This window comes from Nonomuraea basaltis (assembly GCF_005893125.1).
GTDB lineage: Bacteria > Actinomycetota > Actinomycetes > Streptosporangiales > Streptosporangiaceae > Nonomuraea > Nonomuraea basaltis.
In genome coordinates this window covers 1-24759 of sequence record NZ_VCJS01000125.1, presented here as the reverse complement: position 1 = coordinate 24759, position 24759 = coordinate 1, and the positions used below count along the sequence as shown (strand labels likewise).

19 protein-coding genes are annotated in these 24759 nt (G+C 70.3%); 10 read left to right on the top strand and 9 right to left on the bottom strand.

The genetic code is table 11. From position 1 onward, the window contains the following. Positions 1–58 precede the first annotated feature (58 nt). The 3 genes from EJK15_RS41980 to EJK15_RS41970 are packed head-to-tail and all read left to right on the top strand — an operon-like array spanning position 59 to position 3208. Complete coding sequence (locus EJK15_RS41980) at positions 59–997, top strand: DODA-type extradiol aromatic ring-opening family dioxygenase (protein ID WP_138716044.1); 939 nt, start codon at positions 59–61, stop codon at positions 995–997. Then, on the top strand, positions 994–2313 hold the full coding sequence (locus EJK15_RS41975) for a M20 family metallopeptidase (RefSeq protein ID WP_206061435.1): 1320 nt from the start codon (positions 994–996) through the stop codon (positions 2311–2313). The genes EJK15_RS41980 and EJK15_RS41975 overlap by 4 nt, the downstream gene beginning before the upstream one ends. A gap of 13 nt (positions 2314–2326) precedes the next feature. After that, positions 2327–3208: an alpha/beta fold hydrolase gene (locus EJK15_RS41970; RefSeq protein ID WP_138716042.1), complete on the top strand. Its 882-nt coding sequence runs from the start codon at positions 2327–2329 to the stop codon at positions 3206–3208. A gap of 72 nt (positions 3209–3280) precedes the next feature. Here the strand turns inward: EJK15_RS41970 and EJK15_RS41965 are convergent, their stop codons facing one another. Then, on the bottom strand, positions 3281–5122 hold the full coding sequence (locus EJK15_RS41965; protein WP_138716041.1) for a glycoside hydrolase family 15 protein: 1842 nt from the start codon (positions 5120–5122) through the stop codon (positions 3281–3283). A gap of 202 nt (positions 5123–5324) precedes the next feature. Between EJK15_RS41965 and EJK15_RS41960 the strand changes: the two genes are divergently transcribed. Together EJK15_RS41960 and EJK15_RS41955 are read left to right on the top strand one after the other, a co-directional pair. Further along, positions 5325–5636, top strand: coding sequence for a hypothetical protein (locus tag EJK15_RS41960; RefSeq protein ID WP_138716040.1), 312 nt, complete (start codon positions 5325–5327; stop codon positions 5634–5636). After that, positions 5633–7267, top strand: a complete 1635-nt coding sequence (locus EJK15_RS41955) for an amidase (protein ID WP_138716039.1) — start codon at positions 5633–5635, stop codon at positions 7265–7267. Before EJK15_RS41960 ends, EJK15_RS41955 begins: the two co-directional genes overlap by 4 nt. Before the next feature lie 119 nt (positions 7268–7386). Here the strand turns inward: EJK15_RS41955 and EJK15_RS41950 are convergent, their stop codons facing one another. Then, a complete protein-coding gene (locus EJK15_RS41950) occupies positions 7387–7734 on the bottom strand; it encodes a DoxX family protein (protein ID WP_138716038.1) in 348 nt (115 codons plus the stop codon). A 31-nt stretch (positions 7735–7765) separates the two neighbouring features. Then, a complete protein-coding gene (locus EJK15_RS41945) occupies positions 7766–8227 on the bottom strand; it encodes a carboxymuconolactone decarboxylase family protein (protein WP_138716037.1) in 462 nt (153 codons plus the stop codon). A gap of 113 nt (positions 8228–8340) precedes the next feature. Here EJK15_RS41945 and EJK15_RS41940 point away from each other — a divergent pair, with 113 nt between their 5' ends. From EJK15_RS41940 to EJK15_RS41925, 4 genes are all read left to right on the top strand, one after another. Next, a complete protein-coding gene (locus EJK15_RS41940) occupies positions 8341–11208 on the top strand; it encodes an AfsR/SARP family transcriptional regulator (protein WP_206061434.1) in 2868 nt (955 codons plus the stop codon). Between the two features lie 169 nt (positions 11209–11377). Next, positions 11378–12505, top strand: a complete 1128-nt coding sequence (locus EJK15_RS41935) for a sensor histidine kinase (protein WP_138716035.1) — start codon at positions 11378–11380, stop codon at positions 12503–12505. Beyond that, positions 12498–13631, top strand: a complete 1134-nt coding sequence (locus EJK15_RS41930; RefSeq protein ID WP_171074846.1) for a hypothetical protein — start codon at positions 12498–12500, stop codon at positions 13629–13631. Before EJK15_RS41935 ends, EJK15_RS41930 begins: the two co-directional genes overlap by 8 nt. Further along, on the top strand, positions 13589–14290 hold the full coding sequence (locus EJK15_RS41925) for a response regulator transcription factor (protein WP_138716033.1): 702 nt from the start codon (positions 13589–13591) through the stop codon (positions 14288–14290). The genes EJK15_RS41930 and EJK15_RS41925 overlap by 43 nt, the downstream gene beginning before the upstream one ends. Positions 14291–14560: 270 nt before the next feature. On the opposite strand, the gene EJK15_RS41920 is transcribed toward EJK15_RS41925, so the two are convergent. Then, positions 14561–14794 carry a hypothetical protein gene (locus EJK15_RS41920; RefSeq protein ID WP_138716032.1) on the bottom strand — a complete coding sequence of 78 codons (234 nt, stop codon included), beginning with the start codon at positions 14792–14794 and terminating at the stop codon, positions 14561–14563. Positions 14795–14868: 74 nt separating this feature from the next. On the opposite strand from EJK15_RS41920, the gene EJK15_RS41915 reads away from it, so the two are divergent. After that, positions 14869–17133: an AfsR/SARP family transcriptional regulator gene (locus tag EJK15_RS41915; RefSeq protein WP_171074845.1), complete on the top strand. Its 2265-nt coding sequence runs from the start codon at positions 14869–14871 to the stop codon at positions 17131–17133. Positions 17134–17970: 837 nt separating this feature from the next. Here EJK15_RS41915 and EJK15_RS41905 read toward each other — a convergent pair. The 5 genes from EJK15_RS41905 to EJK15_RS41885 all read right to left on the bottom strand — a co-directional run bounded on the left by EJK15_RS41905 (position 17971) and on the right by EJK15_RS41885 (position 23988). Next, a complete protein-coding gene (locus tag EJK15_RS41905; RefSeq protein WP_171074843.1) occupies positions 17971–18417 on the bottom strand; it encodes an AfsR/SARP family transcriptional regulator in 447 nt (148 codons plus the stop codon). A 280-nt stretch (positions 18418–18697) separates the two neighbouring features. Next, on the bottom strand, positions 18698–20020 hold the full coding sequence (locus EJK15_RS41900) for a hypothetical protein (protein WP_138716029.1): 1323 nt from the start codon (positions 20018–20020) through the stop codon (positions 18698–18700). A 517-nt stretch (positions 20021–20537) separates the two neighbouring features. After that, entirely contained in the window at positions 20538–21023 is a 486-nt protein-coding gene (locus EJK15_RS41895; protein ID WP_171074842.1) for a cupin domain-containing protein, read from the bottom strand. Between the two features lie 211 nt (positions 21024–21234). Then, complete coding sequence (locus EJK15_RS41890; RefSeq protein WP_138716027.1) at positions 21235–22212, bottom strand: AraC-like ligand-binding domain-containing protein; 978 nt, start codon at positions 22210–22212, stop codon at positions 21235–21237. 213 nt (positions 22213–22425) lie between these two features. Continuing rightward, on the bottom strand, positions 22426–23988 hold the full coding sequence (locus tag EJK15_RS41885; RefSeq protein ID WP_240777559.1) for a sulfatase family protein: 1563 nt from the start codon (positions 23986–23988) through the stop codon (positions 22426–22428). Positions 23989–24759 lie beyond the last annotated feature (771 nt).

Sequence of the window (24759 nt, the reverse complement as noted above, 5' to 3'; positions counted from 1 at the left end):
TCGTCGAGCGGGTGCGAGCGTCCGGACCGGCCGTCGAGTCACCGAAGCGGGCCGGCTGATGGCCGGGATCATCCTGGGCGTGGGCGCCTCCCATTCGACGCTCATGAACACGCACTGGGAGCTGGTCGAGCACAAGGATCGCGCCGAACGCTTCCGCGCCGCGCTCGGCACGGCCCGCGACGCCCTCGCCGCCGCCCGTCCCGACGTGGCGATCATCATCGGCTCGAATCACTTCCGCGGCTTCTGGCTGGACCTGATCCCCGCCTTCACCCTCGGCGTGGACGAGGTCGTCTCCTCCGGAGAGGCGGGAACGCCGTCGGGACCGCAGCGCACCCATCCGGCCGTCGCCCAGGCCGTCGCCGAATCCCTGGTGGCGGCGGGCACCGAGGTGGCGATCTCGGCGCGGCTGCAGATCGACCACGGCCAGAGCCACGCGATCCAATACCTGCTGCGCGACCTGGACGTGCCGGTGATCCCGCTCGTGGTGAACGTGTTCGCCACGCCGCTGCCCCTCATGCGCCGCTGCGTCGAGCTGGGCCGCAACCTCGCCGCCGCGGTGGCGGCGCTGCCGGACGACCTGCGGGTCGCCGTCATCGCGTCCGGCGGCCTGTCGCACCGGCTCCCATGGCCGAGCCGCTGGCAGGATCCCGACGGGGAGGACGAGGAGTTCCTGGTGGAAGCCTGGCGCAACGGCCGGGGAGACTGGGAGCGGTACGACGCCCGCAGGCGGCGGATCATCACTGACGCACGGCCTGCGATCTACCCGGAGTTCGACGAGGAGTTCCTGGCCGCGCTGGAGAAGGGCGCGCTGGCGCGCTACGCGGAGCTGTCCACCGAGGAGATCGAGGCGGTGGCCGGCAACGGAGGCCAGGAGCTGCGGACGTGGCTGACCATGGCGGCGGCGCTGGGCTTCGCGCCCGGCAGGACGCTGGCGTACGAGCCGATGCCGGAATGGCTGACCGGCATGGGGGTCGCCGTCATCGAGCCGCCGGCATGAACGACGCCGAGCGCGAGAGGCTGGTGGCGGAGGCTCTCGCGTCGATCACCGAGGCCCGCCTGCGGGAGGCGGCAGCAGGGGTCACCTCCATCGCCAGCCCCACCGGCGGGGAGGCGCCGCTGGCCCGGTGGCTGGCCGACCGGCTCGCCGCGGCGGGCCTGCAGTCGCACCTGCAGCGCATCGACGACGGCCAGGCCAACGCGGTCGACCGGCTGAAGGGCGACGGCACGGGCGCCGACCTCATGCTGTACGCCCCCATCGACACCCTGACCACCGGCGACCCGGAGGAGGACGTGCCCTGGATCGGCCCCGGCCTGCGCCCCGACATGCGGGCCGAGGCCCACTGCGACGGCTCCTACGTCAGCGGCCTCGGCGCGAGCAATCCCAAGGGCCACGCGGCGTGCATCCTGGTCGTGGGCGAGGCCCTCGCCGCGCTGCGCCCCCGGCTCGCCGGAGACCTCCTGGTCGCCTTCGGGGCGGGCGGCATGCCGACCAACGCCATCGACCGAACCGGTCGGCTGAACACGGGCCACGGCGTCGGCTGCTCGTTCCTGCTCGAACGCGGCTGGCACCCCGACTACGCCGTGATCGCCAAACCGGGGGACTTCGTCGCACACGAAGAGGTCGGTCTGTGCTGGTTCGAGATCGTCGTCCCAGGGATCCACACCTACGCGGGCAGCCGGCACCGCCTGCCGTACCAGAACCCGATCGTGACCGCCGCCGAGGTGGTGACGCGGCTGGAGCGGTGGCTGGCGGACTACCCCGAGCGGCACCGCACCGCGACGGCCGCGCCCCAGGGGATCATCGGGTCGGTCGCCGGCGGCTGGGAGCGCATGCTCGCGGTCACGCCCGCGGCCTGCCGGATCCGTCTCGACCTGCGGATCGCACCGGGCACGGCCCCGCCGGCGGCCAAGCGCGAGGTGGCGGCGTACGTCCGCCGGATGTCGGTGGAGCTGGGCGTGGAGCTGACGGCCGAGATGGTGCTGGCCATCCCGGGCACGCGCACGCCACCGGAGGACTGGGTGGTGCGCAGTGCCGTCCGGGCCTGGGAGAGCGCGTCCGGGCGCCCGCACGAGCCGATCGCCGGCAACAGCGGCGCCACCGACGCCAACATCCTGCGGGCGCGGGGGATCCCGACCGCTCGGGTGGGCATGCCCAAGGCCGTCTCCGACGACTTCGCGCTCGGGATGAACACCGTCGACGTCCGAGCCATGCGCCGCCTGTGCGAGGTGCTCCTGCGGGTGGCGGTCGACACCTCTACGCGGCCGCACCCACTGCACCGCATCAATCAGGACAAGCCCGCTCTCGACCGCTGAAGGTGACGTAACGATGAGTATCTGGACCGAGTTGAGCCCGCTGAGCCTGAGTGTCTCGTACGTGGACGCGGGAGGAGTGCCGACCCGCAGCCTGCGGGCCGGGTCGGGCGAGCCCGTGGTGTTCCTGCACGGGACCAGCGGGCACCTGGAGGCGTTCACCCGCAACCTGGCCGCGCACGCGGAGCACTACGAGTGCCACGCCATCGACATGCTGGGCCACGGTTACACGGGCAAGCCCGGCTACCCGTACGAGATCCCCCGCTATGTCGACCACCTGCTGGCCTACTTCGACGCGGTGGGCATCGAACGCGCCCACATCGTGGGGGAGTCGCTGGGCGGCTGGGTGGGCGGCCGCGCGGCGATCGACCACCCAGACCGCGTGGCCAGCCTGCAGCTGCTCTGCGCGGGCGGGACGGTCGCCAACCCCGAGGTCATGCAGCGCATCCGGACGAGCACGCGCGAGGCCGTGCTCAGCGACGACGTGGAGCTCACCCGCAAGCGGCTGCGGCTGTTGATGGCCGATCCGGCCGACGCCACCGAAGAGCTGGTACAGGTCCGCCACGCGATCTACCACGAGCCCGACTTCGTGGCCAACGTCGACAATCTGCTCTGCCTGCAGGACATGGAGACCCGGTTGCGCAACATCCTCCGTCCCGGCGATCTGGCCAGGATCTCCCAGCCCACGCTGGTCGTCTGGGGTCGCAAGAACCCGTTCGGCGACGTGCCGGAGGCCAACGCCATGCACGAGGCCATCCCCGGCTCGCAACTGGAGCTGTTCGAGGAGTGCGGCCACTGGCCGCAGCACGAGCAGGCCGCCCGCTACAACCCGCTCAGCCTGTCCTTCCTGGACAAGAGCTCGGCGGCGGGTTTCTCGGGCCGGCGCTCAGCGGACTGAAACACGACGAACGCGCCCCGCTCGGCACAGAGCCGACAGAAGAGCGAGGGCCTGCTGCGAACGGGCGATGCGCTAGCCGAGCGCGTGGTCGAGGTTGAAGGCGGCACTGATGAGCGCGAGGTGGGTGAAGGCCTGCGGGAAGTTGCCGAGTTGCTCTCCGGTGTGCCCGATCTCTTCGGCGTACAGTCCCAGGTGGTTGGCGTAGGTCAGCATCTTCTCGAAGGCCAGGCGGGCGTCGTCGAGGCGGCCGGCGCGGGCGAGGGCTTCGACGTACCAGAACGAGCAGATCGAGAACGTGCCCTCCGGGCCCTGCAGCCCGTCTGGGCTGGCCTCGGGGTCGTAGCGGTAGACCAGCGAGTCTGAGACCAGGCCGCGGCCGAGCGCCTCAAGGGTGCACAGCCACTTGGGGTCGGTGGGCGAGACGAACTTGGCCAGCGGCATCATCAGGATGGACGCGTCGAGGACATCGTCGCCGAAGTGCTGGACGAACGCCTGCAGCGTGTCCGACCAGCCGTGTCGAATGATGTCGCGGTAGATCGTGTCGCGGGCCTGCCGCCAGCGCGGTATGTCGGCGGGCAGGCCGCGCTGCGCGGCGATGCGCATGGCGCGTTCGATGGCCACCCAGCACATCAGGCGCGAGTAGACGAAGTTCTTGCGTCCGCCGCGGGTCTCCCAGATCCCCTCGTCGGGCTGGTCCCAGTTGTCGCAGACCCAGTTCACCAGCGTGCACACCTCTTCCCAGCGGTCGCTGGAGATCGGGGTGCCCCACTTGTTGTAGAGGTAGATGGAGTCGATGAGCGCTCCATAGATGTCCAGTTGGAGCTGGTGGACGGCGCCGTTGCCGACGCGTGCGGGGGCCGATCCCCGGTAGCCCTCCAGGTGGGTCAGTTCGTATTCGGGCAGGTCGCTGCGGCCGTCGATGCCGTACATGATCTGCAAGGGGCCCGTGCCGCGGTTGTCGTCGAGCCCGACGTGCTTGGACAGGAAACCCATGAACGCCTCGGCCTCCTCGGTGAAGCCGAGCCTGAGCAGGGCGTACACGCAGAAGGCGGCGTCGCGCACCCACACGTAGCGGTAGTCCCAGTTGCGAGCGCCGCCGATCCGCTCGGGCAGGCTGGTGGTCGGGGCGGCGACGATCCCGCCGGTCGGGGCGTAGGTGAGCAGCTTCAGCGTCAGGGCCGAGCGGTGCACGACCTCCCGCCACCGGCCCCGGTAGCGGGAGGCGGACAGCCAGTTCCGCCAGAACCGCACCGTGGCGGCGAACTCCTCCTGCGCCTCCTCGAGCGGGCAGCCCCGGGGCGTGATCCCCGCGCCGATGCGGTCGAGGGCGAACACCGCGTGCTCTCCCTCCCGCAGCTCGAACCGGCCCCAGGCGTCCCGCCCGTCGCTGTCCATGGGCACGCTGGCGGACAGGGCCAGGCAGAGCGACTCCGATGCGAAGGTCGTCCGTGCCCCGTCCCGGTGGACCGTGTGGGGTTGCCTGGCGTAGTCGAATCGGGGCGCCACCCGGGCGCGGAACGGCAGTGTGCCGCGGACGCAGGTGACCCGGCGGATCAGCCGGTGCCGGTCGGCCTCGAGCCGGTCGCCGGCGATCGGCATGAAGTCCTGGATCTCGCCGACGCCGTCATCGGCGAAGAAGCGGGTGATCAGGACGTTGGTGTCGGGGAAGTAGAACTGCTTGGTGGTCGCCGGCGTGTCGGCGAACAGCTGGAAGGAGCCCCCTTTGCCGGCGTCCAGGATCGAGCCGAACACGCTGGGCGAATCGAATCGCGGGCAGCAGTACCAATCGATCGTGCCGTTGGTGCCTACCAGCGCGACGGTCCGCAGGTCACCGATCAGCCCGTGCTCCCCGATCGGCAAATACCGCGAGCCCTCGCGAGCTGCGGTCCTTGCGTCGGCGTTGTCTGCCTGCATGTTCTCAAAATAGGCAGCGCGCTTGATTGCGGGCGCCGTAGTTCGTCAAGGAGGCGCAGATCTTCCCGGCACAGCATCGTGCCAGGGGATGAGAGCGCAGGGCACGGCCGAGATCAGGTTTCACAAGTATGTGATCTTGGGGATATTCGGGCGACACGCGGCGCTCCGAATGTTGTCTGGCCCCCCTTCATTGGAGAACGCCGTGACACCCGCACCTCCATCGGACGCCGAACTCAACACCATGATCAGGGCCCGGCTGGCCACCCTGGGTATCGACCTCGACCAGCTTCCCGCCGGCACGACGGCCGATCCGGAGACGGGGGCGCCCGGCCGCGACACCGTCCTCGCCTCGTTGCGCTCGTTCATGCGCGGCACGGTCGTGACGCTCGCCGCCTACCGGCTCCCCGCACCGGGGGGGACGGGCACGACCGCCGACCCCGCGACCGCCGCCGCGCTGTCCCAGCAGCGCGCGCCGATGATGTACCCCTCCATCAGCGTGGAGTGGCGCAAGTGAGCGCCCACCACACCTTCGACGGCGGCGCGGACCAGCCGCTCGATCGGACGGTGGACCGGCGCGCGTTCCTGGCCAGGACAGCGGCGGTGGGCGCGGTGGCCGGCATCGCCGCGGCCCTGCCGGCACCCGCGTCGGCCGCGGGCGGGTCCGGCCAGGACCGGCCAGGTCTGGACGTGCCCGCCGCCTATGCCAAGCCGCGGCCCGCGGCCATGTCCGACCCCACCGAGCTCACCCTCGCCGAGGCCGCGTGGATGATCCGCAACCGCCAGATCAGTCCGCTGGAGCTGGCCGACGCCTATCTCGCCAGGATCGACGCGTTCGAGGCGACGTACCAGGCCTTCAACACCGTGCTCGCCGACGCCGCACGCGAGGCGGCGAAGGCCGCGGGCCGCCGGCCGCGGCGCGGCCCGCTGCACGGGATACCGCTCGCGATCAAGGACAACTACTACACCCAGGGCGTGCCCACCACGGCCAACTCGTTCCTCTTCAAGGACTTCGTGCCGGCGTTCGACGCGACCGCCGTGGCCGCGCTCAAAGCCGCGGGGGCGATCGTGCTCGGCAAGACCCAGATGGGCCCGCTCGCCACCACCCGGGCCACGACCCCGGCCGGCGTGATCACCACGGTCAACGCGTGGACGCCCACCGACCCGGGCGTGAACCCCGGCGGGTCGTCCACCGGCACGGCCACCGCGGTGGCGGGGCGGATGGCGGCCGCCGGCACCGGCACGCAGACCGGCGGCTCCATCACCGCGCCGTCCAACGCGCAGAACCTCACCGGCCTCAAGCCGACCATGGGCCGGGTATCGCTGTACGGGATCATCCCGCTCAGCTACACGCGCGACCATCCCGGCCCGCTCTCCCGCGACGCCAAGGACGCCGCGATCATGCTCACGGCGATGGCCGGGGAGGACCCGGCCGACCCGCGCACCCAGGGCCTGCCCAAGGTGCCCGCCCTGATCGACGCCGCCACTCCCGTATATGGGGGCGGCCGGCTCAGGCTGCGCTGGAACACCCGCATCGGGGTGCTTCCCGGCTACGCCGACGGCTCCTCCGAGACCGCTGCCGCGCGTCGCGCCTTCCTGTCGGCCATGGCGGCGATCCGCGGAGTGACGCTCGTCGAGGTGCCGTTCCCCGAGGAGTGGGAGCTGCTGACCGGCAACGAGTTCAACAATGTCCGCCTGCCGGAGCGCAGCGAGCCCTTCATGCCGTACCTGCGGTCCGACCTGCGCGGCTTCGGGGTGTCGTTGATCGGCTGGCTCCAGGGTGCGCTGATGGGCACCAACGAGTACGTCACCGGGCAGCGGGCCAAGCTGCTGCTGCTTGAGCGGGTGCTGGACCAGATGTTCGGCAGCTGCGACGTGGTGGTGCAGACCTCGCCGGCGCCGTTCGACGCGATCGGCCTGCCGGAGATCGGTTTCCCGATCGGCTTCACCGCCGCGGGCCAGCCCATCGGGACCATCCTCGGCGGCCTGCCGTACGCGGAGGATCGGCTGCTGTCCGTCGTCGCCACCTACCAGGCCGTCTCCGACTGGCACTGGCGCCGGCCCGCCGACCCGCCGGCCGACCGGCTGCGCGCGACGCCCGACCGGGGCCGGATCACGGCCGAGGAGGCCGCCGAACAGGCGCAGTGACCAACCACCGGCTCCCGCCTGCCCGGCAGTGTCGCCTCGGCAGGCAGGCAGGCGATCGCATCGAGGTAGATATCGGCCGGCGGACATGGCCGATGGCCGGGGGCGTGAGCTGCTGCGGCTCAGGCGGTGAACCCCAGCGCCATGGATGCGGCGACCGGAGCCAGGTACAGCAGCGGGTACGGGATGTGTGAATACGAGCGGGCCCGGACCACGGTGATGACGGCGCCGGCGAAGTACAGCACCAGGCAGATCCCGGCCAGGACGCCGATGATCGGCACGAACAGGCCGACGGCCAGGCCCACCGCGCCCGCGGCCTTGGCCGTTCCGAGCCACGGCCACCACGCCCTGGGGACCCCGTAGTCGGACAAGGGCTGCACGACCCACGCGGCGTGGCGGAAGATGGAGACGGCCGAGAAACCTACCCAGGCGGCGGCCAGGACTGTGACGACGGTGTGCGGGGTGGACATCGGAGATACTCCCTTTCAGATCCGGGCCCGGTCAGGCCCAGGACGCGCCGGCGGGCTCTTTGATGGTGGCGTTGATGCGGTTGAAGAAGTTGGTCATGGAGATCGTCAGGATGATCGCGGAGAGCTGCTTCTCGTCGAAGTGGTCGGCGGCCTCGTCCCAGAGGTCATCCGCTACGGCGTCTGCGGAGCGGTCGGCGATCCGGGTGACGGCCTCGGTGAGCTCCAGCGCGGCTCGTTCGATGTCGCTGTAGTACGGCGCCTCGCGCCACGCCGCCACGTTGCCCACGCGCTCATCGGACTCGCCGGACTTCTTGAGGTTCTGGACATGTGCGTGCACGCAGGCGCTGCACCCGTTGATCTGGCTGGCGCGCAGGGCAACGATCTCCAGCAGCTCCTGGGGGACGCCGCCCTGGTAGATGGCCTTGTAGATGGTCTGGATGCCCTTCATGGCATCGGGGAGGACGAACGCCGGGTTCTTCATCCGTGCTTCCATGATCTGATGTCCCTTCTCGGCTTGCTGTGCTGTGTACTCATCATGGGAAGCCGGGTTGATACATTCGCGATGCGTCCGCTATGGACGTCCAGATATGTCCCAAGGAGGCGAGATTGGGGGTACGGTTCGCTGTCCTGGGGCCCGTCCAGGTCACCGCCGACGGCCGGGAACTGACCGGTCTGGCGCCTCGTCACCGTGCGGTCCTGGCATACCTGCTGCTGAACGCCCGCACCGTGCTCAACGCCGATCAGCTGATCGACGCGGTGTGGGGTGTGACGCCGCCGGACACGGCTCGCGCGCAGATCCAGGCCGCCGTCACCGCCATCCGCCGGGTCCTGCGTGAAGCGGGGGCGGTGGGGCTGCTCGCGACGCAGGCGGGCGGATACGTGATCGACCCTCCATGGCTCGATTCGCAGGAGTTCACCAGCCAGATGGCGGCCGTCCAGTCGAACGCCGACCCGGGCGCCGCCACCCAGCGGATACGCGATGCGCTGGCGCTGTGGCGGGGACAGCCGCTGGCGGACGTGAACGCCGACTATGTCGAAAGCGCCCGGGCCCGGCTCGAGCAGCGGCGCCTGGCCGCGATCGAGCGCCTGGCCGACATCGAGCTGTCACTGGGCCGGCACGAGGACCTGATCGACGAGCTGTCCGCGCACGTGGCGGCATATCCGCTGCGGGAACGGCTGTCGGGTCAGCTGATGCTCGCCCTGCATCGCGCGGGCCGGCAGGCCGACGCGTTGTCGGTGGCTCGGACGCTCCGCGAGTCGCTGGTGGAGCAGCAGGGGCTGGATCCTGGCCGGGCGTTCGTGGCGCTCGAGCAGGCCATCCTTCGTGATGACCCGGACCTGCAGGCCCGGCCGTCGCAAGCCGCCGTACGAGAGCCCGGACGGCGAGCGAACTTCCTGCCGTACGACATCCCGGACTTCGCTGGGCGGACCACCGACCTCGAGCGGATCGCCGGGCACCGGCCGAGCGTGCCGATCTTGGCAATCGATGGGATGGCGGGCATCGGCAAGACGGCGCTGGCGATCCACGCCGCGCATCGGCTCGCCGGCAGCTACCCCGATGGGCAGCTGTTCGTCGACCTGCAGGCGCACACCGCGGGGCATGAGCCGGTCGAGGCCGGTGTCGCGCTGGAGACGCTGCTGCGCCAGCTCGGGGTGCCGGCCGAGCGCGTCCCGGCCTCGGTCACCGCCCGGGCGGCGCTGTGGCGGGCCGAGCTCGCCGAGCGCCGGACCGTCATCGTGCTGGACAACGCCGCCGACACCGCCCATGTACGGCCCCTGCTGCCCGGGGCCTCCGGCAGCCTCGTCCTGATCACGAGTCGCCGCCGGCTGATCGACCTTGACGGCGCGCACGCGTTGTCCATGGACGTGCTGCCGGCCAAGGACGGCGTTGAGTTGTTCACCTCGATCGTGGGAGAGCGGGCGAAGGCCGAACCGAGTGCGGTCCTCGACGTGCTGCAGCTGTGCGGGTTCCTGCCGCTGGCCGTGCGGATCGCCGCTGCACGGCTTCGGCACCGCCCCCGCTGGACCGTCGCGTATCTGGCCGACCGGCTGCGCGACGAGCGTCGCCGGCTGGCCGAGCTTTCCACGCCCGACCGGGGTGTGGCGGCCGCCTTCACACTGTCGTACGTGCACCTGGAAGCCGAGCGGCAACGCATGTTCCGGCTGCTGGGCGTGCACCCCGGACGCGACATCGATGCCTATGCCGCCGCCGCGCTGGCGGGCGTTCCCGCAGGCGACGCCGAGATGCTGCTGGAGGACCTGCTGGACGCCCACGTCCTGGTGCAGCACGAGCCTGGCCGCTATACGTTCCACGACCTGCTTCGCGAGCACGCGCGCGCCACCGCGTCCGCTGAAGAGACCAGTGACGCCCGGCATGACGCCCTTACCCGGCTGTTCGACCATTACCGGTCCACGGCGGCCGCGGCCATCGGCCTGCTCTATCCGTTCGGCAGGCTCCGCAGGCCCGCCATCCCGGAAACGGGGTCGGAGACCGTGCCGTTCCGGGATGACGCCGAGGCGACCGCGTGGCTGGACGCCGAGCGGGCCAACCTGGTCGCCGCGGGCAGTCACGCGGCTGACGGCGACTGGCCGATTCACGCCGGTCAGCTGGCGACCACCCTGCATCCCTATCTCGACGGCCACGCCCATCACGCCGACGCGATCACGCTGCACGCCAAGGCGCTCGACGCCGCTCGACGGCGGGGCGACAAGGCCGCCGAAGCGCTGGCGCTGCTCGATCTGGCGTGGGTCTCCTGGCGGCAGGGCCGTTACGAGGAGTCGTACGAGATCTGCCGGCCGGCGCTGGACCTGTGCCGCGATCTCGGCGACCCGCTCGGCCAGTCGCGGGCGTACAACACGCTCGGCAACGTGTGCCTGAGGCAGCACGCGTACGAGCGGGCGGACCACCATCTGAAGCACGCGCTCGATCTGAGCCGCGAGATCGGCAACCGCGTCGGGGAAGCCTATACGCTGAGCAACCTCGGCATCAGCCACGAGCGGCAGGGACGCTATCCGGAAGCCCTCGATCACCATCGCCGAGCCCTGGAGCTGCATCGCCGGCTCGGAAGCCGTAACGGCGAAGCCCGCGTGCTGGACCTCCTTGGCCAGGTCTACCGGCGGCAGGGCCAGTACGAGCAAGCCCGCGATCACCATCGGCAGGCGCTGGAGCTCTATCGCGAACTGGGAAACCGGAACGACGAAGCCGCGCCGCTCAACGGACTGGGGGAGGCCGCCCGATCCCTCGGCGATCACAGCCAGGCCGCCGCCCACCACAGCGACGCCCTGGCCATCGCCCGCGAGCTGGGCGATCGGCCCGAGGAGGCGCGCGCCCACGAGGGCCTGGCGCACGTCCATCGCGATCGTGGCGGCCTCGAGCCGGCTCGCGATCATGCCAAACGGGCGCTGGACCTGTACACCGACCTCGGCGTGCCCGACGCCGAGGGAGTCGAAGTGTTCCTGGCAGAGCTTGGCTGAGACGCCGGCCGCCAAGTCGGCGCGGCCAGAGACAAGATCCATCCGGGCGCGAATCAGACGCGCGCGGACATGGCCGAGCCGAGGTCAACCCACGGCCGGTGGACAGGGCGAGTGGTTAGGCTGCGTCTCAGAGAGATCATCGGCGAGCCGGGCGGAGCGAGGTGACGGTGTGGCTGGGGAAGCGGCACGGCTGCTGGTGCGGTTCGGCCGCCGGTACGCGGCCGCCGTGCGCCTGGCGACGCTGGTTCCGATCTGTGCGATCGCCCTGTTCCGGGCCCCTCCCGAGCACCTGGCGTCCACCGCTTCCGTGGTCGCCGTCGCGGTGGCCTGGACCTGCGGCTATGCGTGGTGGCTGCGCACGGGCCGGGGGACGATGCCGGTCGCGCTCGACGTGACCGTCCTGCTGGGGTTGTTCGCGAGCGTGTTCTGGACCGGCGCCATCGAGGACCGCAACACCGGGTGGCTGCGGCTGCTGATCACCTTCGCCTGCGTGACGTGCCAGTGGCACACCTCGTCGATAGTGGGCGGCTCGGCGGCGGTGGCGGCCGGGGGCGGTGCCGTGGGCGTCCTCGCCGCGGGGGGAGCGGCGGAGGTGGACCCGAGCCTGATCGGAGGGATGACGTGGGCGGTGCCGGCGGCCGCGCTGTCCAGAGCGGCCTGGGTGCTCGTCCACCACGCCGCGGAACGGGCCGACCGGATGGCCGCCGAGGCCGCGCGGGCGCGCGGCGAGTCGCTGGTGGCCGCGGCCGTGCGCGCCGAGGAACGCGAGCTCGTCAACTCCCTGCACGACACCGCGGCCACGACCCTGCTGATGGTCGGCACCGGCCAGGTGCGCTCGGAGGCGGACTGGCTGGCCCCGCAGGCCCGCCGCGACCTGGACCGGCTGCGCTCCGACAGCGGGCGGGCGCCCCGGCACGCCGACCTCGCCCACCTGCTGCGTGCCGACCTCGACGCGACCCATCTGACCGTGGAGTTCGACGCCCCCGCGCAGCTGGTGCTCCCGTTCGACGTCGCCAGGGCCATCGCCGACGCGGCACGGGAGGCCCTCACCAACGTACGCCGCCACGCGGGCACGACGCGGGCGACGGTCCTGCTGCGTGGAGACGCCCGGGCGCTGCGGCTCGACATTGCCGACCAGGGGAAGGGATTCTCGCCTGCGGACGTGCCGGACACCCGGCGCGGCCTGCGCGAGTCCGTACGCGGCAGGCTGGGCCGCGTCGGCGGCATGGCCACGATCACCTCCGCCGAGGGCAAGGGCACCCTCGTACGGCTGGAATGGCGGGCCGGCGATGAGTGACGCCGTCGAGGAGCGGACGCGGGCGCAGTTGCGGCACGGCCTGCGGATCGCGACGCTGCTCGTCGCCGTGGCGATCGTGTTCGGGCTCGGGCTGGCCAACATGCTGCGTCACCTGGACTCCTACGAGCCGGCGCTCGCGCAGGTGGCCGCCCTCGCGGCGCTGGGGGCCGTGCTCGCCGGGGAGGCCGCGCTGCTCGTGCGGCGGCGGTCGTGGGGGCGGCTTCGCTGGGCCGCCATCGCCGTCGTGCTGGCCGCGTCCGCGCTGTCGTACGCGACGCTGCCGGATGGGCGCACGTCGACCGGCGTGGACTGGATCTTCGGCGCCGCCAACTGGGTGGGTGTCGTCGTGCTGCTGGACCGTCCGCTGCGGGCCCCGGCGGCGTTCCTGCTCGCCCACGAGGTCGCGGCTCTGGTGCACCTGCTGCTGTTCGACGGGCCCAGCCGGCAGGCGCTGGCCCGGTTCGCCACGGGCTCGGTGACCGTTGTCGGCTTCCCGCTGTGCGTGGCGGTGGTGGCGGCCGTCCTGCACGGCCTCAGCGCGGCGGCAGCGGCCTCCCAGCGGGAGATCGAGCGGGTGCGCGTCGCCGAGGCCGTCGCGGCGGAGTCCCACCGCCGCAGGCAGGAGCGGTTCGCCGAGCTGTCGGCGACCACGATCCCGCTGCTGGAGGGGTTCGCCGACGGCTCGCTCCGCCCCGAGGACCCGGTGGTCCAGCGGCGCTGCGCCATCGAGGCGGCCCGGATGCGGCGGCTGTTCGCCGAGACCGACGCCGTCGCCAATCCCCTGTTGCACGAGTTGCGCCACTGCGCCGACGTGGCGGACCGCAAGGGCGTGGTGGTGGAACTGGACGCACGTGGCCAGTGGCCTGCGCTGCCCACGGCCGTCCGGCGCGATCTCACCGAGGCGGTGCTCACGGTGCTCGCCACCGCCGTCTCCCGGGCACGGGTCACCGTCGTGGGCGGCGCCGACCTGGTGTCGGTCAGTGTCGTCGCGGACAGCGGCGAGGTGGATCTGCCGAGCCCGGCGACACCGGGCGTACGGGTCGAGGCGCTGAACAACGACGATACGGTATGGATGGAGGTCCGATGGCAGCCCAATCCCCGGCCGACTCCGCAGCCGACGAGCTGATCACCGCGGTGATCATCGATGATCATGCGGCCATCGCCGCAGGCGTCCGCTTCTGGTGTGCCCAAGCCGTGCCGCCGATCGATCTCATCGATGCGGAGGACCGGCTCGCCGACGTCTGGACCGGACCCGGCGCCGCCGCTCATGTGGTGATCTTCGATTTGGAGCTCGTGCCGCGCAGACCGGACTTCGGCGAGCTTCGCAGGCTGGTCGACAGCGGCAGGCGCGTGATCGTGTACTCCCAGCACACCGACGACGCGACTGCGATCAAATGCATCGACCTCGGCGCGCTCTCCTACCTGACCAAGCGCGAGGGACCCGAGCACCTGGTGCCCGCCATCCGGGCGGCCGCGCGGGGCGAGCCCTACACCCCGCCGTCGCTGTCCGGGGCGCTCATCTCCGATGACGCACCCGGCCGGCCACGCCTGTCCCAGCGCGAGACCGAGGTGCTGCGGGCATGGTTCGTGTCCTCGTCCAAGGAACTCGTGGCCGCGAAGCTCAACATCACCGTCAAGACCGTTGACACCTATATCGCACGTGTACGGGTGAAGTACGCCAACGTGGGACGGGCCGCCCGCACCAAGAGCGAACTCGTCGGCCGCGCCCTCGACGACGGAGTCATCACGCTTGCCGAGCTCAACCAAATGGAGACCTTGTTGTAGGGCGTTCACCGGACACCGACGTGCCCTGTGCCTTCATAGAGTGGCGATCAGTCGCGGCGAAGCCGCGCGGATGATCCATCGCGACGGGGCGGTGGGCATCCGCCTTACTCGGGCACGAATGTGAAAGCCATGGGGGAAGGTACCTGTCTTGCCGTTGATCTTCGCGACGGGCGCGTTCACGACTACTCGCATATTCAGCTTCAGCGAGGATTCGTGAACGAATGATCGACTGGTTCTGGCCGATGTCGCGGAGTGAGCCGACGGCCCTGGTCATCCTGTAGGCGAGCGGGACCCGTTCGTACTCCAGTAGTCCGGCCGGGGATGAGCGCGGGAGACGTACACCAGCACCTTGACGTGCGGGCGGCGGCGGCGACGAGGGCGCCGCCGGCGGCCGATGACGCCGTTCCAGCCGGAGGCGTCCGTCCAGGCGTTGTGGGCCGCGATCGCGGCGCTTGAGGCGTTCGAGCTCTGCGCCGGCTCACCGGGCAGGATGGCCGCCGGCACGGCTCGGCTGTCCTGCTCCCACGGGCAGATGCCTTCTTCCCCACCAGTTATTCAATATGACAGGGAGATCCCTGATGGGACTGGAGATCAAAATCCTGGGGCCATGGGAGATCACGGCAAATGGTGAGCCGGTGAAGCTGACCGGCGAGCGGCGGGTCGGGGTTCTGGCCAGGCTGGCACTGAGCGCTGGGCGGCCGGTCCCCGCGGAACAACTCCTTGCCGACGTGTGGGGCGAGAGCACAGCGACGACGGCAGGCAAGCAACTGCACATCGTGGTGTCGAAGCTTCGCGGCTTACTCGCACCGCACCAAGGCGACGAAATCATCGCGACCGTCTCCGGCGGGTACCAGTTGAACCTGCCCCGCGAGCACATCGACGCCCACCTGTTCACCCTCCTGGCCCGCCAGGCACGTGCCGCGCGGGCCCAGGGCGAGATCGCGACGGCGGACGGGCTGTTCCAGCGGGCCCTGGGACTGTGGCGGGGCAACGCGCTGGCAGGCATGAGCGCCTCATGGGCCCAGGTCGAGTCCGACCGCCTGGAAGAGGCGCGCCTGACCGTGCTGGAGGACCACATCGACCTGCGCCTCGCCGCCGGTGATCAGCACGCGGTGGTGCCGGTGCTCACCGCCCATGCCGAGGCCAACCCGCTGCGGGAACGTCCTCGCGCCCAGCTGATGCTGGCGCTGCACCGGGCCTCCCGATCGTCCGAAGCCCTCGCGGTGTACCAGGAGACCCACCGCGTCATGGTCGATGAGCTGGGCATCGAACCAGGAGCGGCGTTGCGCCGGCTGCAGCAGGCGGTGCGCCGCCGGGATCCCGCACTCGACCTCCCCTCTCCGGCGCAGCGGACCACACTGACCAAGCCCGTCATCCCGATCGAACTTCCCGCCGGCACCCGGGCGTTCACCGGCCGCGCCACGGAAATCACCTGGCTGCACAAGACGCTCACCGAGACCGCGCCCGGACTGCCCGCCGTCGCTGCGGTACACGGTCCCGGCGGGATCGGCAAGTCCGCGCTGGCCGTTCACACCGCGCACGCCATCGCCGATCGCTTCCCCGACGGCGTTCTCTACGTCGACCTGCGCGCCGCCACCGCCGGACTCCAGCCGTTGTCGCCCTTCGAGGCCCTCAGCCGGCTGCTGCGCTCACTCGGGCTTGACGGCACCGCCATACCGCCCACCCTGGATGAGGCCGCCGCCCGCTACCGCTCCCTCACTTCGACGCGCAACCTGCTGGTCGTCCTCGACGACGCGCTTGACGCCGGCCAGGTCCGGCCTCTCATCCCCGCCGGGCCCGCATGCGCGGTCATCATCACCAGCCGCCAGATCATGGCCTCACTCGACAGCACGAGCCATCTGCACCTGACCGGGCTCGACCACGCCGAGGCCACCGCGCTGCTCGCCCGCCTCGCGGGTCCAGACCGGGTCCGTGCCGAGCCGGAAGCGGCGCAGCAGATCGTGCGGCAGTGCGGCGGCCTCCCCCTCGCGCTCCGCATCTCGGCGGCACGCCTGGCTGATCGGCCAGATCGGACGCTGTCCCATCTGGCCGATCAGCTTGCCGACGCCACCCGCCGCCTCGATGCCCTCGAACACGCCGACCTGGCGATCCGCGACAGCATCGCGGTCAGCCTCCAGCACCTGCCGGAAGAACCCGCGGGTCACGACGCCGCCCACGCGTTCTTCCTGCTCGGCCTCCTGCAAACCCCCACCCACACGGTGGCCACCGCGTCCGCGCTCACCGACTGGCCCGAACACAGCGCGGAAGCCGCGCTCAACCATCTCTTGGACGCCCGCCTTCTCGAATCCGCTGGGCCCGGCCGCTACAGGATGCACGGCCTGATCCGCCTCTATGCCCGCGAGCAGGCCGCCCGCCACGTGCCCGAACCCGTGCGCGTCACCGCCACCCGCCGCGCGTTCCACCACTACCTGGCCACAGCCAAGAACGCATCCGTCCTGATCGATCCCAGCACGGACGGCCCCATGATGCGGTGCCCGGCCGATCGGCGGCCCGGTGTCGGCTTCGCCACCCTGGGGGAGGCGAAAGGCTGGGTCGCGAACGAGCGTGACAACCTCCTCGCCATCGCCCAGCAGGCGGCCGCCGACGCCGGCGCCGCGGCCACCGCGCAAGGTCTCGCCGCCGCCATCTCCTGGCTCTTCTGGCGCAAGGCCCGGCTCATGGAGCTCCCCACCTGCTCAGCGGAGGGCCTGACACTACGGCCCGTCGCGATGCACCAAGAGGCCAGGCAAGCATTCGCGCCGATATCGGCGCCGCCGCGCAGGCGGCCACGCCTTCCCGGACGTAATAAGGCACCGTCCGTCTTCGACGAGGCGACTCTTTGACGTCGAGGCCAAGCCTGCGTGGAACAACGGGCCGGCCGACATCGACAGCCGTACGATATTCCACGTCGCTACAGGAGCATGAGGGATTCTCGCCATGCTCTCCTGGCCTCGCCGTGTCTTCCAAGGTCGTGGAGTGTGGTGCCGACGGCCCTCGCCTCGGCCACCGCGTCGTCCATCCGCCCCTGACGGTAGTAGACGTGCACGCGGTTGTTGCGGATCGTGGCCTGGATGCCGGGCTGCCCGCGTCATCGTGGCGGCCCTGGTCGCGGTATGCCCAGCCCAGGAAGTTGTGTAGCTGCGCCTTGCCTGCCCAATCGTCACAGCGTCCGGCCGCCTCGACCGCACCCTTGTAGATGCCGACCAATTGGGTGTGCCATCCCTGGTAGCAGAAGGGCCGGTGAAGGCGGATGGCGAGTTTGACGGCCGTGTGGGGATCGGGACCGTCGAGAGCTTGCTGCGCGGTGGCGAGGAGATTGTCCCGCTCCTCCCCGGTCCACCGGCTCGCCTCCTCCGCGCTCGTGAGAGTGACGCCGGGCTGGTCCGCCTTTCTGCTGCCAAGAAGGTCCTGACTCGCTGGGTGGAGGCACGCACCGGCGGTCGTGGCGGTGGCCAGGTAGTGGTGGAGGGCACGCTGGACGGCGGTGGCGGCCGGTGTGTGAGTGGGGGTGTCGAGCAGGCCGAGCAGGGAGAGGAGGCGCGCCGCGTCCTGGCCGACAGGTTCCTCGCGCAGGTGCTGGTGGCTGACCGCCGGCGCGTACGGCCAGGTCGGCGTACTGGAGCGTGTCGAGGCGGCGAGTGGCGTCTGCCAGCCGCTCGGCGAGGTCGGCCAGCGCCCGGTCAGGACGGGAGGCCAGGCGGGCGCCCGCGATGCGCACGGCGGGGGCAGGCCGCCGCAGAGCCGTATGACCTCCCGGCCGCGGCTGTCCCACCGTGTGCTCTGGCGGTACGCGCTCGCCGTACCAGGCGGGTGAACAGGTGGGCGTCGATGTGATCGCGGGGCAGGGCGAGCACATATCCGCCGGAGACGGTCTCGATGATCTCGCTGCCCACGTGGGGCGCCAGGAGTTCCCGGAGTTTCGACACCACGATGTGGAGTTGCTTGGCGGCCGTCACCGCCGAACTCCCCGCCCACACGTCGGTGAGGAGCTGTTCCGCGGTGACCGGCAGCCCGGGGCTGACCGCGAGCCTGGCCATCACCCCGATCCGCCGCTGACCGGAGAGCCGCAGCGGCTCCCCGTCGGCGGACACCTGCCACGGACCGAGAAACTGGATTTCCAGCTCCATCCGGAGCGCTCCCATCGTTCACGAATGCGCGAGTGTGACGACATACATTGAGCATGCGGCCGGTATGCCGCCGGTATGTTTCCCCGCCCGGCAGTGCCCGTTCGAATGACGGCCTCGGCCTCGGCTTGGCTTCGTGACGCTCTATCGGTGGACCCAGCCGAATGTTCCGGCACATCGAGCGCACCGACTCACGGGATGTCGTCCACGCAGAAGGGCAACCTCCTGACGCGCGGTGTATGTCTGGAAGTGCCTGATGGGGCGGGGACCTCGGCGCCGTCGGTCATTTCAGGCCGGCGAGGAAGGTCCTGGCCAGCTTCGCTACGGCCGGTTGCGCGACGGAGGACTCGAAGACCGGCTTCTGGTAGCCTCCGGCGCCGACGACGCCGCCGCCGGTCGTCGTACCTCTGAAGGTGAACTCGACCGTCCGGTCACCGATCAGTACCTTGATCAGTACCTCCTGTGTGGGGCCCTCGTCCGCCCGGCTTGGCCTGGCGGTGGAGGAGACCACGGCGAACGCCTTCTCGCCGAGCCCGGAGAGCGCCTGGCGGGGCTCGTAGTTCGTGTGGATGTTGTCGTCGCCGATGCCGCCCTTGGCGTGGTAACGGTCGTACTTCTTGGCATCTCGATCGAACTGGAACTTCGATCCGAGGCCGCCGCCGCCCCAGTCGACCACGTGGATGCGCAGCTCGCCACCCCGAGCGGTGAACTCCTGCCCGGGCTCGTGCTCGACCGCCTCGCGGATGCTCCAGGTGCAGGTGTTCTGCTGGATCCTGCCGTCCCTACCGCCGACGGATGGTCCTTCAACGGTGGGGAAAAGTGCCGACTCGATGTGTTTGGCGGTGAGGATGGCGCACGGCCCGACGAGCTTCACCTTGCCGGCGTCCTTGGCCATTTCCGCGGTGATGCGCCCGGCGACCTTGCCGGCGGCGGCCCGTACCTCGTCGCCGGAGGGGTATTTGGCGCCGGTCCGGTTGCTGCCGCCGTACGTGACCTTGATCAGCCATAGCCCCTGCCGGATGAACACGTCGGTCTTGAGGCTGCTGTGTCCGAGCGAGGTCTGGCTGTACGACGCGTCGCCGTACTCCAGCTCCTTGAGCTCGCCGAACGCCGAGCCGGAGGTCTTTCCGTCGGTCCGCTTGCCGTCCCGGACGTTGACCCGCCGCTCGTGCGCTTCCTTGTCGCTGCCGAACCGGTCCTTGGCGTACTCGACCGCGCTCTGCCTTTCGGTGCTCCGGGCTTCCACGGAGATGCTGAGAGCGCGATGGCCGATGATGCCGTTGCCGACGGCCATCTTGTTGTTGCTCCACTCGCAGCCCGCCCGCTTCTCGTTTTCGGTGGCGGCCCCTGTGGACGCCTCCTTCCCGCCGTACCTGCCATCGGTGACCAGGCTCTTGCGGAGGTCGTCTGGAATGGCGGCGCAGAGCTGGTCGCCGGTGATCGGCCGCAATTTCACCGCCTCGACCGTCGGCGACGGCGACCGGATCCGGCTAGGCCGGTCGTCGGTCGAGTTCGAGGACGATCCGGGTTCGCCGCCACCGGGGCCGAGGAGCATCCAGCCCCCGGCCACTCCGGCGATCAGCAGGACGACGCCGACCACGGCCACGATGGCGATCAGCGGCCCCTTCGCGCCGCCGCCGCCGCTGCGCGGGGGAGGCGGCCACTGCCCTCCGGGACCGCCCGGTGCTGACCCTCTCGGCGCCGGTCCCCCCGATGCGATCGGCGGAAAGTTACCGGGATGCCAGCCCGGTGCTCCAGGCGGGCCCGGTTGTCCGGGCGCACCAGGTCCCTGCGGCTGCCGGGCGGGGCCCGGCCCGGGGTATGGCGGGAATGGGGTGGACATCGGCGACCTCTTAGAACAGACCAGCGATTGTTCGGCGGGACCCTAGTGCGCGCGCCCGTTCTCCAAGCAACGTCCTCCGCCTTGCCCTCTGGAACGAAAGAGGTGCCTGCTGTCATTCGGTCGCATGCACCCGTAACCGCGGCAAGGCATGCTTCGCCCCCTACGCCTGCACCGTGGCTGGTTGCGAGCCTACGGACGTCGGGGACGCGGGCCTGTCAGGTGAACGCCTGACAACGAGGTCACGGTTGGGTGTGCCGGTTCCGGGTGAGACTTGCCGGCTCTACTGGGCCGGTGGTGGAGCGAGGAACTCGATGCCGTGTTCGCGCATGCCTGCCAGCAACCGGTCCAGGTCGGGCTGCTCGGGTGGCGGGAGGGTGAGGGATGCGGCCGGTCGTCCGGTGGCGTGGAAGAACGCTTCGCAGGTGCCGGGGATGAGCAGGGTGGCGAGTCGGGCGGTGTCCGACTCGACGCGGTGCGTGTGGGCGCGCTCGCGGGGTCCGAAGACGTAGGTGCCGGGTCCGGCGGTGTGTTGCTCGTCGTCGAGGAAGAAGGTGACCTCACCATCGAGCACGATCCAGGCTTCGTCCTCGCGGGTGTGGCGGTGCACCGGCGGCGCCGAGCCCTTGGGGAGCAGTTGTTCGACGAGGCTGAACGCGCCGCCGGTGACTGCCGCCGGGATCTTGAACGTCCACAGCGCGTCGAGATGCCACAGCCCCTCACCGTGACCGGGGGGCAGCAGCAGCGCGTCCAGTGGCGGGTGGGACATCGGGTCTTCCCTTTCTTGGGGCGGCCGGTCGCATCGCGGCGAGCCAGTCGGTCTCCTCAGGGTCGGCGTGGTCGTGGACATCTATAACTCACGCAGCCATGCTCGGCCACGCCCTCCGCCCGTGTCGTTACCGATCAGTGCATCCTCGTTGCCGCTCCGTGCACAGGGCGGGAGCGCGGACAGACGAGGTCCGTGCCGGCGCCGTGCAGGCCTACCTCTCGTCGCAGGCCGGCATCGCCGAATGCGTCCGAAACTCTGCCGGCGAGACCCCGTAAGCGTCGCGGAACGCGCGGCTGAAATGCGCCGCGCTCACGAATCCCCAGTGCCCGCCGATCGCGGCGACCGGCCGGTCGCGCTGCGCGGGATCACGCAGGTCCTGACGACACCGCTCCAGCCGACGCCGACGAACCCAAGCGCCGATGGTCACCGGCTCGGCCTCGAACAGCTTGTACAAGTAACGCAGCGAGACATGGTGCGCGGCGGCGATGCTGCGCGGTGAGAGCTCGGGGTCGGCGAGCTGCTGCTCGACGAACGCGTAGATGCGGTGCAGCAGCGTGCGTTCCCGCGCCTCGGGCACCGCTGAGGTCCTGTCGAGGCGACCGGCCAGCGCCACGGCCAGCACGTCGACGACCGCGGTGCCCAGCCGTGCCACCTCCGGTGCCGGCAGCTCATCGACGCTGTGTGCGAGCTGCCGGGTCAGCGCCGAGGCCAGCGCACCCGCTCCCCGGTCGCCGGGAATGCGCACGCCGGTCAGCTCGCCGAGTTCGCGATCGTGCAACGGGATCATCGCCTTCGGGACGCTCACCCTGATGTTGCGCATGGCGGTGAAGGACTGTTCGAACGGCCGCGCCGGGTCGATGAACGACAGATCGCCGGGACGCAGGACGGCCTGCCTGCCGTCCTGCTCCACGCGCACCTCGCCTTCGACGAGCACCCCGACCAGGCACACGTCCGGATCCGAGCTGCGGATGAGGCGAGGCGTCCGACCCGTCCGAAACGACGACCCAGGGCCGGTGACCGACTCGGTGAACCGAATCGGCCCGATCTCGGTGGTGCGCAACTCGGCAGGCGTCTTCGCGCCGATCTCACCGCGGAGGTCGAGCGGCATGAAAACGTTGCTGATGATCTCCCGCCAGTAGTCGACGCGCGACGCCGGCGGGAGCCCGTCGGCTCGGAACACGACACTCATGCAAACCCACGCTATGCCTGGACTGATTTCCACTCAAACAATTTGGCGGAACACCAGGCCAGACGCCCCGCACTCGTGTTCAGCGCCCGGCCCGAACTGCGAGGCCGTCGACCCGTACACCGCGGCGGCTCGCCCTGTGCCGGCTCGGGTCCTCGACGCATGCATGCGTGCTCGGCGACCGCCGCGATGATCCCAATGGGCTGCACGGCTGAGTCAGTGCAGGTGGGCGGCTGTCCAGCAGTCGACCGCGCCGGGCCTGCCGCAACCCTTCAGACCATCGAGGACCTTGCCCAGGTCGGCCGTCCTGGCGTTGCCGGGGTCATTGGACTCCTCATGAGGATCGGTAACGGTGTTGTAGTACTCGGGCTTCGGATCACTCTCGTACTCGACATAGAGCTCACCTGCGGTGCGTACAGCGGAGTAGCTGGGCGCGCGGGAGTTGCCCTTCTTGATGGCATCCGCGTCGGGGTCGGGCTCGCCTGGCGTGTTGGGGTTCGGCCTGACGTGCTCGATCAGCGCCGCGTCGCGCCAGCCGGTGACCTTCTGGCCCTGGATGAGGGGCAGCAGGCTGCGACCGTCCCGGCTGTCACGCGTCGCCTTGCCGAGGCCGGCCATGTCGAGGAAGGTCGCGAACAGGTCCACGTTCTGGGCGATGGCGCTGGTCGCGAAGTCGCCGCGCTGACCCGTGGCCGGACGCTTGACCAGGAGCGGCACCCGTACGTCGTGGTCGTAGGCGGTGGACTTGCCGCGCAGCAGGCGGTGCTGCCCGAGATGGAAGCCATTGTCGCTGGTGAACACGACATACGTGTTCTGCTTTTCCTCATCCGTCAACGCGGACAGGACGCGCTCCACCATGTCGTCGACCGACTGCACCATGCGGATCCGGTCACGGAAGTCCTCGCGGAGCTTCTTGACGAGTTTCGGGCCGATCGGCGTCCGCCGTACCCAGGAGGGCTTGTCAGCGGTGTCCTCGTTGAACGCGGGCAGCGCGGTGGCCACGTCGATGGTGCCGCAGTCGGGGCCGCCGCAGTCGCCGTGGGGGAACTGCCCGGCAGGGAACCGGTTCTTCGGCCGGTCGCGCCGCGCAGGTGGAAAGCGTGGCTCCTTGTCACCAGGCTTGACATTGACCCTGTTGTGCGGGGAGAAGGGCGAGACCTGGAGAAAGAACGGCTCGCCGGGTGCGTACTCGCGGGACCGCTCGATGAAGCCCACTGCCCGCTGCCCCAGCTGATCCACCAGGTACTTGCCCCCAGAGGCATCGATCGGCCGCTTGCCGCCCGATTCCTCCTTGATGTAGCGGGTGAGCTGGTACTTGAACTCGTTGTATCCACCGCCCGCCGTCACATGCCACTCGTCCCAGCCGACCGGCACCCGGTAGCCGTCGACGGCGGGATACTCGTTGATGTATTTGCCCAGGTAGCCCGTACGATATCCGGCTTGATGCAGGGAGGCGGCGTACGTCCTGCCCTCATGCTTCTTGAACGCCCGATGGCCGCCGCGGTCGTAGCCCTGGTTGGTCCGCACTCCGGTGTTGTGCGGGAACTGGCCGGTGAACATGGAGGCCCGAGACGGGCAGCAGAGCGAGTCGGCCACGTAGTAATCGGTGAACGTGGTGCCATCGTGGGCCAGGCCCCTGACCGTGTCCATGTACTGAAGCAGGTCGGCTGACATGTCATCGACGAGGAAGAAGATGATGTTCGGCCGCTTGGGTTCGGACACGGTGCTGGCGTCCGCCTGGGGCGCCACGGTCAAGGCGAGGACGACGGCCACCGCCACCGCCAAGCTTTTCCTGATATTTCCGGACATCGGCAAGGCAGCCTCTTTGGCGGAGATGGGAGGTTAGGGTGCGATGCACGGTATTTCATGACAAAGCACCTAATCAACCCAATACCACCCATGGGCGTGCCCTACCACGCTGAGTCACTGTCACGGGCGCCTCCGTGACCGCGCCGACCGCTGCCGCCGTGAGGACGCCTCCCGTGATCAGGCCACCGCGACGGCGGCTGCGTACCGCCTGATCGTGGACATGTCTCCTCCTCGCTGAGCGAGACGAGGGATCGCGCTCCGATCAGTCCGCCACGTGCGCCGCGCCGGCACCCGAATCCGTCCCATGTTCGACCGTCAAGAAAGAAAGTGACCGTCGGGCGGTGTAAAGCCGCATTTCACCCTCTCCCAGAGTCCTGTGATCATCGGTACCTGGAAGGCCGGAACCGCGAGAAAGGACCGTCCGGTGGGGGACAACTTTGACGCACGGAGTGGAGAGGGCGTTCACTCGCCGGTGGCGCCCGCCTCCGGCGATCGGCGAGCCCCGGTCGTACAGGGGACCCTGGCCCAGGAGAGCGGCGTGCGGCGGACAAGGCCGTGACGCAGCGCCGCCCATTGTCATCCCGCGTCCACGACGCACAGGTTGAAGATCAGCTTAGAAGTCCATGTCGCCGCCGCCGGGCATACCGGCGGGGGCGGCGGGGTTCTTCTCGGGCTTCTCGGCGATGACGGCCTCGGTGGTGAGGAAGAGCGCCGCGATGGAAGCGGCGTTCTGCAGCGCGG

Excerpts from the sequence above, each read along its gene's own strand:
- EJK15_RS41890 (WP_138716027.1), bottom strand. The coding sequence starts at position 22,212 with ATGAGTGTCGTGTTCCGAGCCGACGGGCTCCCGCCGGCGTCGCGCGTC.
- EJK15_RS41965 (WP_138716041.1), bottom strand. The coding sequence starts at position 5,122 with ATGCAGGCAGACAACGCCGACGCAAGGACCGCAGCTCGCGAGGGCTCG.
- EJK15_RS41930 (WP_171074846.1), top strand. The coding sequence starts at position 12,498 with ATGAGTGACGCCGTCGAGGAGCGGACGCGGGCGCAGTTGCGGCACGGC.
- EJK15_RS41980 (WP_138716044.1), top strand. The coding sequence starts at position 59 with ATGGCCGGGATCATCCTGGGCGTGGGCGCCTCCCATTCGACGCTCATG.
- EJK15_RS41905 (WP_171074843.1), bottom strand. The coding sequence starts at position 18,417 with ATGGAGCTGGAAATCCAGTTTCTCGGTCCGTGGCAGGTGTCCGCCGAC.
- EJK15_RS41975 (WP_206061435.1), top strand. The coding sequence starts at position 994 with ATGAACGACGCCGAGCGCGAGAGGCTGGTGGCGGAGGCTCTCGCGTCG.
- EJK15_RS41970 (WP_138716042.1), top strand. The coding sequence starts at position 2,327 with ATGAGTATCTGGACCGAGTTGAGCCCGCTGAGCCTGAGTGTCTCGTAC.
- EJK15_RS41945 (WP_138716037.1), bottom strand. The coding sequence starts at position 8,227 with ATGGAAGCACGGATGAAGAACCCGGCGTTCGTCCTCCCCGATGCCATG.
- EJK15_RS41950 (WP_138716038.1), bottom strand. The coding sequence starts at position 7,734 with ATGTCCACCCCGCACACCGTCGTCACAGTCCTGGCCGCCGCCTGGGTA.
- EJK15_RS41895 (WP_171074842.1), bottom strand. The coding sequence starts at position 21,023 with ATGTCCCACCCGCCACTGGACGCGCTGCTGCTGCCCCCCGGTCACGGT.
- EJK15_RS41915 (WP_171074845.1), top strand. The coding sequence starts at position 14,869 with ATGGGACTGGAGATCAAAATCCTGGGGCCATGGGAGATCACGGCAAAT.
- EJK15_RS41925 (WP_138716033.1), top strand. The coding sequence starts at position 13,589 with ATGGCAGCCCAATCCCCGGCCGACTCCGCAGCCGACGAGCTGATCACC.